This window comes from Bordetella sp. (genome assembly GCF_057362025.1).
In genome coordinates this window covers 50,998-60,555 of the sequence record NZ_JBMQQZ010000033.1, presented here as the reverse complement: position 1 = coordinate 60,555, position 9,558 = coordinate 50,998, and the positions used below count along the sequence as shown (strand labels likewise).

The window sequence follows — 9,558 nt, the reverse complement described above, 5'->3', positions numbered from 1 at the left end:
CGTCAGCCCTTGACCGTGATGCGCTCGACGCGGGATTGCGCGCTTGCGCTCCTGGCCAGTGTAATGGCCGGCACGGCATTCTTGAAGCTGGCTTTGACCTTGTCCCCGTCGATGCGATGGCCGGGATGGGGGCGCGGCCGGCCGTCCCTTGCCTGAAGTCGAGCGTCACAAGACATTACGCCCCTTGGGGGGATGCAACTTGCCGGATGCGCGAGAGCAGGCCACTATTTCAACGGTCGTAATCGACTAATCATCTGTCGGGAAAAACGGGAAGCGGAACGGGAATCAGATTATCGATATGCCGTTTGACGACTCGCGGCACCGCTTCATAAGCCTGAGGACCGCCTTATGACCACCAATGACCAAACCATATCGGCACTGGATCCATCCGTGGATCCAACTTACGCCTGTGTCGATTTCGTGAACCCAGTCCTGGCGTATGCGAGCCACGACGGGAGCGAGGAGGTTTATGTCAGCGACAACATCACCGACGAGGGCTGGCCATTGGAATTCAGGTACCTTACCGGTTACCCCGCGCTGGCCGTTTTCAATGGCGTGCTGTACCTGACCCATCAAGCCGGCCTCAGCAACGGTCACCAGCTTTTTTATATGACATTCAATGATACGAACATGTCATACGGTAGTACGAATTGGTCGCTGGACCTCGCCGTCCCCGGTGTCTATCTGAATGAGTCTCCCGGGATGGCTGTCTTCAAAAATAAACTCTATGTGGCGCACCAGGGCTCGGATACCACTGGCGAAAGGCACGCGCTTTGGTACACCACATATGATGGAAACACTTGGGCGGAGGACAAAAACATCCCGGGCGTTCTCATGAATGGTTCGCCCTCGCTGGTCGTTCTCGGTGACACGCTTTACCTGTTTCACCAAGGTTCCGACTCTACCGGTGAAGCCCATTCACTTTGGTACACCACGACGTCCGACGGGATAACGTGGACAGCGGACAAGAATATCCCCGGCGTTTCCATGGACAACTCTCCCTCCGCGCTCGTTGTGCAGTCCAATATGCTTTTCGTGGCATACAAGACTGCCGGTGAGGGGGCGTTCGGTACAGTAATAAACGATGGAAGTGGGTGGTCGTCCCCCTGGACGTTCGAGTTCGACACGCCCATATGCCAACCTGCTTCGCCCACCCTATTTGGGGATCCCGATTTTTCTCCCGACCAGGTTATGTTGATCTATTGCGACCCGGGCGGTGAAAAAATCAGGCAGTGGCCGTATTTCAACTGACCCCAAGACAGCCCCGGCAACCGCATCAGGCGCGGCACTGCCTTATCGTTGACGGCCTCGCCAGGCTGCCGCAATGACGTGGACGTACCGCTTTTTCTAAACGTGCTCGCGCCGCGATATACGGTGCCCATATTACGGTGCCTTAAGGACGGTTCAGGCCGGTGATGGACGGATCGTCCAATCCCAGGAATTCCGCCGCGTTGTCGCACAGCCAGCGTTGGCGGACTTCCTCGGGCAGAGGCAAGGCGGCGAATTCATCCAGGGTACGGGGCACCGGCATCATGGGGAAGGCGGTGCCGAAGATCATGCGGTGCTTCAGGATCGTCTTGCCGTACTGCAATAGCGGCTCGTAGCCGGAATGCGGCGTGGTCATCAGGCGTGGCCGGATGGCCAGGGTGCCGATCCACAGATTGGGATGGCGCCATGCCACGGCGATCAACTCGTTGACCCAGGGCCACCCCGGCGGCGAGGCGCATACGCGCAACTCCGGAAAGTCGCGCAGTACGCGGTCCAGCGCCTGCGGATGGCCATGGTACATCGACGCGTGGGTCGAAAAATTCGTGCCGCAATGGATGTTGACGGGGACGGCCAGCTCCACGCACTTCGCATACAGCGGATAGAGCAGGCGGTCGTCGATGTCCAGGCCCAGTTCGAAGCCCTGGATATTGAGACCGCGCAGGCCCAGGTCGCGGACCGCATGGTCGAACTCCCGCACCGCCGCCATGCCGCGGTGCGGGTCGACGCCCGCAAAGCCGATATAGCGGGGCCCGTGTTCGCGGCAGAACGCCGCGACGGTTTCGTTGGCGATCTTGAAGCCGAAGGTGGAGCCCAGGTCGCGCGCCTTCAGGACCACGGCCCGCGCATCCAGGCGTTCGTAGGTGTCCAGGTAGTCGCGCAGCGCGTCGGGTCCGGTTTCGCGATCGACCTGGGCCTCGCTGCTGCCGTAGACGCGCCGGTAGTTCGACAGATGCGGGGCCCGGCCCTCGAAACCCGGGGCGGGCGGACGGCTGGAGAAATCGACGAACATGGCGGTCTCCTGCCGGCGCCTTCAGCGCCAGCTCGATTGTTGGCGGTCGTAGCTGCCCGCGTAGGGGTCGGCGGTGTCGGCGATGAGGCGCTTCTTGGCGATCTTGCGCGAAGGCGTGCGGGGGAAATCCTCGTTCATGTACTGCAGGTAGCGCGGTACCTTGAATGGCGCAAGATGACGGGCGCAATGCGCAAGGATGTCTTCCGGCGGCACGTCGGCGGGCGTCAGGCCCGCGCGCAGCTTGATATAGGCCTTGACCTCTTCGCGGCGCAGCGGGTCCGGGACCGGGACGACGGCGGCTTCCTCGATATCGTCCATGCCGCGCAGCACGGCTTCCACCTCATTGGCGGCGATGTTCTCGCCCGCGCGCTTGATCATTTCCTTGATGCGCCCGACCAGGTAGTAATAGCCGTCGGCGTCGCGGCGGAACAGGTCGCCGGTGCGAAACCACGCGCCGTCGAAGCTTTCCGCGTTGGCTTGCGGCCGTTTGTAATAGCCCAGGAAAATGCCGCGCCCGCGTACCCAGAGTTCGCCGATCTCGCCGTCGGGCGTGGGCGTGCCGTCCTCGTTGCGGATATCGAAGCGGCGGAATGCCGCGGGCAGGCCGCAGCTGCGCACGTGGGACATCTCGCGCGCCCATGCGGGCATCAGCGCGCCCGTGCCGATCTCCGTCATGCCATAGCCTTCCCGGGCCGTCACGTCGAAACGGCGCTGCACGTCGCGGCGCGCCGACTCCGTCCAGCCATAGATGCTGATGTACTTCAGGCTGACCTGGCGGTCCTCGTCCGATTCCGGATAATGCGACAAGGCCGGTTCCGGGAAAATACAGTAGTGGATGCGGTAGTCCTTCAGCCAGGACATGAAGCGGCTCAGGCTCATGCGGTCGGCGATGAAGGCCGTGCCGCCCAGCGCCAGCGTCATCAGGAACTGCCACATGGGATCCATGTAGAAGAACGGCGCCCAGATCAGGACGTTGTGGACGCCGCCCTCGGCGGTGCGCCGATGCCGGGCGGAATTGTGCGCGTGGATCATCCAGTAGTCGTGGGTCAGCAGGCAGCCCTTCGGAAAGCCGGTCGTGCCGGACGTGTACTGCAGGTTCAGTACGTCCGTACATGCCACCGGCTCCGGGGCGGAGAACCCGGGCTGGCCGTCGCGCACCAGGGCGTTCCAATCCGGATAGCCGCCGGCCGCGGGCGTATCGCCGCGGTGCGTGCCGCCGTCCGTCCTGCCTGTGCGGTCCGCGCCCTGCGGCGCGTCGGGATGCCGGTGAACGATGATGCGCTCCGGCGCGAGCAGGGGCGGCAGCTCGGGCAGCGCGTCCAGCGTGGACAGCAGGTCGCGCTCGACGATGACATACTGGGCGTCCGAATCCCGCAGCACAAAATCCAGCTCGTCGGCCGTATATGAGGTGTTGACGGGCACCATCACGGCGCCGATGCGCCCCAGCGCGATCCAGCTGACCGGGAATGCCGGCGTGTTGCCCAGCATGACCGCGACGTGGCAGCCTTTGCGCACGCCACGCGCCAGCAGGCTGGAGGCCAGCCGGTCGGCATGATCGTCCAGTTCCGCATAGGTCATGGACCGGCGTTGTTCGAACCAGACCGCGGCGGTGGCGCCGCCCATCAGCGCGGCGCGCTGCCGCACGAATTCGCCGAGCGATTCGGGCAGGGCGAGCGATTCTTCGCGCTGGCGACGGGCGAGCTCATCCCGCACGGTCGAAGACTGTGTATGCATTGAATCTTCCTCTAGTATCCGGTCGCGGCGCGCAGCGTGCTCCGTCATCAACGTAGGCGCTATTCCAGCACCAGGCAGTCCCGGTGCGACCACGTCAGCCGCACCGGCGCATCGCGCGGCAGCGGGACGCGGTCGCGCCGGTTCGGTTCCTGTACCACCATGCGGATCGCGCCGGCCACGCGGACGTGGTGGCGCACGATGCCGCCCAGGATGATCGTGTCTTCCAGTACGCCATCCACGCCTTGCGATTCCGCGGCGGCCTGTTCGCCGTCCGGCCGCATGGCGATGCTCTCGGGGCGTATCAGCAGGCAGGCGGCTTTACCCGCGGCCGGTGCGGCGCCCGGGCAGGCCGCCCGTGTTTCGCCGAATGCGGTCGATACCGTTATGCCGTCGTCCGCGATCGACCGTACGTCGCAGGACACCAGGTTGGCCGTGCCGATGAAGTCCGCGGCAAAGCGGGTGGCGGGACGGAAGTACAGGTTCTCGGGACGATCCTGCTGCTCGATGCGGCCGCCGTTCATCAGGACGATGCGGTCGGACATGGTCAGCGCCTCGTCCTGGTCATGCGTGACGTTCAGCATGGTGATGCCCAGCTCGGCATGGATGCGCCGCAGTTCCAGCTGCATCTGCTCGCGCAGCTTTTTGTCCAGGGCACCCAGCGGTTCGTCCAGCAGGATCAGCGCCGGGTTGTAGACGATGCAGCGTGCCAGGGACACCCGTTGCTGCTGGCCGCCGGACAGTTCGCGGGGCTTGCGCGCGGCCAGGCCGGGCAGGCGGACGAGTTCCAGCACGTCGCCGACCTTGCGTTCGATCTCCGCCCTGGGCAGCTTGCGTACCCGCAGCGGGAAGGCGATGTTTTCGAACACCGTCATATGCGGCATCAGGGCGTAGTTCTGGAACACCATGCCCAGTTGCCGCTGGCTGGGCGGGCTGGTCGTGACGTCGCGGCCGTCGATGAGTATGCGTCCGGTCGAGGGCGGCACCATGCCGGCGATCAGGTTCAGCAGGGTGGTCTTGCCCGAGCCGCTGGGGCCGAGCAGGGTGACGAACTCGCCTTTGCCGACGGATAGATCCACCGGATGCAGCGCATGGATACCGTCATAGCGCTTGGAGACTTGCCACAGTTCGATCATATTCATCGCGATCGGATCCCTGGATATCAGTGGCGGCCGCGCAGGACCACGCGCGCCGCGTTGTGGCCCGGTACGCCCGTCACGCCGCCGCCCGGATGAACGGATGCGCCGCACTGGTACAGGCCGGTAATGGGCGTGCGATAGTCCGCCGCGCCCTGGACCGGCCGGCGGAAGAAGATCTGGTCCGCGCTGAGCTCCCCATGATGGACATGGCCGCCCGGCAGCGCGAACCGTTCTTCGAGGTCCTGCGGCGCCAGCACCTGGACGTGGTCCACGCAGCCGCGAAAGCCCGGCGCGTACGCTTCCAGCGTGTCGAACACGGTATCGCGCAGGCGGTCGCGCGCCGCATCGCGGTCCAGGTCGCGCAGCCGGTAGGGCGCGTGCTGGCCGAAGATGCTGATCAGGTGCTTGCCGGGCGGCGCAACGGTGGGATCGAGCTGGCTGGGCGTCAGGATCACCAGGGGCAGCCGCGGCGCCAGGGTGCCATGGCGCGCGGCGTCGTAGGCCTGTTCCAGGTAATCCACAGACGGCGCGATGCGGACCTGGGTGGGATAGTCGAAACCGGCCGCCGCGGCATCGAAGTCCGTGAAGACCGGCAGCCGGTTCATCGCCAGGTTCACCTTGAAGGCGTGCGAGGTGTCCCGGATGCGATCGACACGCGCCAGGAACTCCGCCGGTACATGCGCCGGGTCGAGCAGGCGGCGGAACAGCACCTTGGTGGCGGCGTTGGACACGACGCACTTCGCATGCAGCGTTGCGCCGTTTTCCAGCGTAACGCCCGTCGCGCGGCCATGCTCGACATTGACGCGGGCCACCGGCGCGCCCAGGCGGACTTCCATGCCATGGGCCTGCCCGGCGGCGGCGATGGCCTCGGAAATCGATCCCATGCCGCCGCGCACGAAGCCGGCCGGGCCGGCGGGGGTGGTGTGATCGCGGACGTAGCCGCGCAGCAGGACGTAGGCCGATCCGGGCGCGGACAGCGTGGTGGTGGCGCCGCCGCACGACACGTAGAAACCCAGCGCGGCGATGATCTCGTCCGATTGGAACCAGCGTCCGAGGAAATCGCGCGCGCTCAGCGTGAGGACATCGTAAAGGTCGTGGAACTGGTCGCCGATATTGCGGTAGCGCCAGGCAAAGCGCAGCAGGCGCAGCCGGGAAGGCAGGTCGCGCGCGGCCGGGTCGGGAGGGATCTCCCACAGCATGCGCGATACCGTGGCACCCAGCCTGGCCATGTGGTCGCGATAACGGGGGTAGGCAGCCGCATCGGCGCGGCTATAGCGCGCCATGTCGGCGCGGAGCTCGGCGTCGTCGCCGAACACCAGGCTGCGGCCCTGGCCATACAGGTGCAGCATGGGCGTGGGGCGGATGACGGCGTAGCCGTGGCGCGCCAGTTCCAGTTCCTGGATGATGCGCGGCTGCAGCAAAGCCATGGTGTAGGAGGCCACGGATACCCGGTAGCCCGGCCAGACCGCCTCGCTGACGGCCGCGCCGCCGATGACCTCGCGCCGCTCGAGCACGCAGACCTTGCGGCCCGCGCGTGCCAGGTAGGCGCCGCAGACCAGGCCGTTGTGTCCACCGCCGATGATGATCGCGTCGTAGCTTGTCGCCATGGTTTCCCTGGTCGTCAATCGGGTTGCCGGCGCCGGGGCGGCTGCAAGGCCATGATGGCCAGGCAGACCACCAGCGACAGGATGGTAAGCAGGGTCGATACGGCGGCCAGCACCGGGGACACTTCCCAGCGGATCGCGCTGTACATCTTCACGGGCAGGGTGGTGGTTTCCGGGCCCGTGATGAAGTACGCGATGATGACCTCGTCGAAGGAAATCAAAAAGGCGAAGAGCGCGCCCACCAGGATGGACGGCCGGATCTGCGGCACCACGACTTCCGTGAAGATGCGCAGCCGGCCCGCGCCCATGATCATGGCGGCGGTTTCCAGCGCGGGATCGGCGTGCCGCAGGCCGGCGCCCAGGGCGACCAGCATGAAGGGTATGGTGGCCACGGTATGCGCCAGGACCACGCCCAGGGTCGTGTTCACCATGCGCAGGGCGGACAGGTGCATGTACATGCCCAGCCCCAGCACGACCACGGGCACCAGCATGGGCGCCAGGGAAACCAGTTCCAGCACGCGCTGTCCGCGGAAATGTCCGCGCGCCAGGGCATATGACGCCGGCAGGGCGATCAGCAGCGACAGGACCGTGACGCAGCATGCGACCAGCAGGCTTTGCAGGGCCGATCCCCACCATGCCGGATCGCCCAGGAACTGGCGGAACAGCGCCAGCGAGAACGCCTTGGGCGGGAAGCTCAGCTCCTGCGCGCCGCTGAAGGAGATCGGGATGACGACCAGGCTGGGCAGCAGCAGGAAGAGATAGCCCGCCCACGCGGCGGCGGCGCCCGCCAGGCGCCAGCCGTGGCGCGCGGTGAACAGCGGGGAAGGAGGCGTATCGGGGCGGTTCATGCGAACGTCGTCTCCCGGTCGCGCTGGACCCGGATCAGCATCGCGATGAGCAAGGCCGAGATGGCCAGCAGCACGAAGGCGATCGAGGACGCCAGGTTCCAGTCCAGTGTCTGGCGCGTATAGAAATCGATCAGGTTGGCCAGCATCATGTCCTGCCGCCCGCCCAGCAGCGCCGGCGTGATGTACATCCCCATGGACAGCGTCAGGCACATCAGCACGCCGGCGCATATCCCCGGCAGGCTGAGCGGCAGCGTGATGCGCGTAAAGATGCGCCATTGCCCCGCGCCCATGATTTCGGCGGCCAGGTGCAGGTTGCGGTTCTGGTTGACCAGGCTGGCCATGACGGGCAGCACCATGAAGGGCAGAAGGTAGTTGGTCATGCCCAGCACCACGCCGACGCGATTGAACAGCAGCTCGACATGCCAGGCGCCCCCCGACATCCATCCCAGCAGCTGGTTCACCAGTCCGCTGCTTCCCAGCACGATGGTAAAGGCGTAGCTCTTGACCAGGATGCTGGTCCAGAAGGGCAGCATCACCATGATCAGGTAGGGCGCGCGGCGGCGCGGCGACATGGCCGCCAGGTGCATGGCGATCAGGTAGCCCAGCACCAGGCTGGTCAGCGTGGCCAGCACGCTGATGTGCAGCGTGGTGCCCAGCACGCGATGGATCAGCGTGCCATTGATCACCTCGGCATAGCCGCGCAGCGTGTAGCCGTGGTCGTAGATGCTGGACCAGCCCACCCGGCCCAGCGGCAGCAGGAAAAACAGCAGCAGCAGCGCGCAGAGGGGGGCCAGCAGGACGACCACGGTCCTGGTGCTGAGAGTGTGGGGCATGGGGTGGCAGGCCCCTAGATCAGCAGCCACTCGGTGAAGCGGCGCTGCAGCTTGTCGTAGTTCTCGCCCCACCAGGCGTCGTTGATGATGACGGCGTCCGGGCTTTTCATATCGGGCATGCGCGCGCGCGCCGCGGCGCTGACCTGCTCGGCGGCCCCCGCGACGTTGGGCGAGAACTCCACCAGCTCGCAGAACGCCGCCTGGCGGTCCGGCCGCAGGCAGAAGGCGACATACCGCATGGCATCCTGGATGTTCTTGCCGCCCTTGGGCACGGCCAGGTATTCCAGGCTGTTCAGCGTCTGGCGCATGGACATGGCCACCGACGAACCGGCGCGCTGCGCGGGCAGCACGCGGCTCAGGTAGCTGTAGGAGAAGTCGATCTCGTTGCTGGTCAGCAGGGACACGGTCTCGGGCGTGGTTTCGATCCACTTGCGTACCGCCGGCTTGATGCGGTCCATCGCCTTGAAGGCCCGTTCGACGTCCAGGGGATACAGCTGGGCGGGTGGCACGCCGTCGGCCAGCAGGGCCATCTCCAGGTTTTCGCTGACCCGCGAGCGCAGTCCGCGGCGTCCCGGAAATCGCTTCAGGTCCCAGAATTCGGCGAAGGTCGTCGGATGCTTGCCGTCGGGGAATTTCTTGGGGTCGTAGGCGATGCCGCCGGCATAGGAATAGGTGCCCACATGGTCCTTGCCGGCCGGCTGCAACAGCTTGCCGGTGTCGACGATGCCGGTGTCGATGGGGGCCCACAGGCCCTGGCGGGCACCGGCCATGATCTGCGGCCCGATACTGTCGAACACATCCCAGGATACGTTGCCGCTGTCGACCTGCACCTTCATCCGGGTCAGGTCCGCGTTGTTGACCAGCGTGACCGGCACGCCGGTCTCTTTGGCGTAGGGTTCGGCGTAGGCTTTCCGCACCGCCGCTTCATACGCGCCGCCCCAGCAGGTTACGCTGATGCCCCGGCTCTGGGCGCGCAGCGGTAGCGCCGTGCCCAGTGTGGCCATGCCGGCCATGGCGGCGCCGGCCTTCAACAGGGCGCGGCGCGATAGGCCGCGGCCCTGGCTTTGCGGATCATGCTTTTTCATGTCGACCCCCTTGTTCCGTTCACTGCGGTTGCGGATGGCG

8 protein-coding genes are annotated in these 9,558 nt (G+C 65.8%); 1 reads left to right on the top strand and 7 read right to left on the bottom strand.

Annotated elements, in window-relative coordinates; translation table 11 throughout:
* The first annotated feature begins 348 nt into the window (after window positions 1-348).
* Window positions 349-1,251 (top strand): hypothetical protein, encoded by a 903-nt coding sequence (locus tag ACO1P8_RS08010; RefSeq protein WP_486295368.1) that lies wholly within the window; start codon window positions 349-351, stop codon window positions 1,249-1,251.
* 142 nt (window positions 1,252-1,393) lie between these two features.
* On the opposite strand, the gene ACO1P8_RS08005 is transcribed toward ACO1P8_RS08010, so the two are convergent.
* The 7 genes from ACO1P8_RS08005 to ACO1P8_RS07975 are packed head-to-tail and all read right to left on the bottom strand — an operon-like array spanning window position 1,394 to window position 9,518.
* Window positions 1,394-2,278, bottom strand: coding sequence for an amidohydrolase family protein (locus ACO1P8_RS08005; protein WP_486295367.1), 885 nt, complete (start codon window positions 2,276-2,278; stop codon window positions 1,394-1,396).
* 21 nt (window positions 2,279-2,299) lie between these two features.
* Complete coding sequence (locus tag ACO1P8_RS08000; protein WP_486295366.1) at window positions 2,300-4,012, bottom strand: class I adenylate-forming enzyme family protein; 1,713 nt, start codon at window positions 4,010-4,012, stop codon at window positions 2,300-2,302.
* A 59-nt stretch (window positions 4,013-4,071) separates the two neighbouring features.
* Window positions 4,072-5,151, bottom strand: a complete 1,080-nt coding sequence (locus tag ACO1P8_RS07995) for an ABC transporter ATP-binding protein (RefSeq protein ID WP_486295365.1) — start codon at window positions 5,149-5,151, stop codon at window positions 4,072-4,074.
* A 20-nt stretch (window positions 5,152-5,171) separates the two neighbouring features.
* Window positions 5,172-6,773 carry a phytoene desaturase family protein gene (locus tag ACO1P8_RS07990; protein WP_486295364.1) on the bottom strand — a complete coding sequence of 534 codons (1,602 nt, stop codon included), beginning with the start codon at window positions 6,771-6,773 and terminating at the stop codon, window positions 5,172-5,174.
* Window positions 6,770-7,600: an ABC transporter permease gene (locus tag ACO1P8_RS07985; RefSeq protein ID WP_486295363.1), complete on the bottom strand. Its 831-nt coding sequence runs from the start codon at window positions 7,598-7,600 to the stop codon at window positions 6,770-6,772. Before ACO1P8_RS07985 ends, ACO1P8_RS07990 begins: the two co-directional genes overlap by 4 nt.
* Window positions 7,597-8,433: an ABC transporter permease gene (locus tag ACO1P8_RS07980; protein ID WP_486295362.1), complete on the bottom strand. Its 837-nt coding sequence runs from the start codon at window positions 8,431-8,433 to the stop codon at window positions 7,597-7,599. Before ACO1P8_RS07980 ends, ACO1P8_RS07985 begins: the two co-directional genes overlap by 4 nt.
* 14 nt (window positions 8,434-8,447) lie before the next feature.
* Window positions 8,448-9,518: an ABC transporter substrate-binding protein gene (locus ACO1P8_RS07975; RefSeq protein WP_486295361.1), complete on the bottom strand. Its 1,071-nt coding sequence runs from the start codon at window positions 9,516-9,518 to the stop codon at window positions 8,448-8,450.
* Window positions 9,519-9,558: the final 40 nt, after the last annotated feature.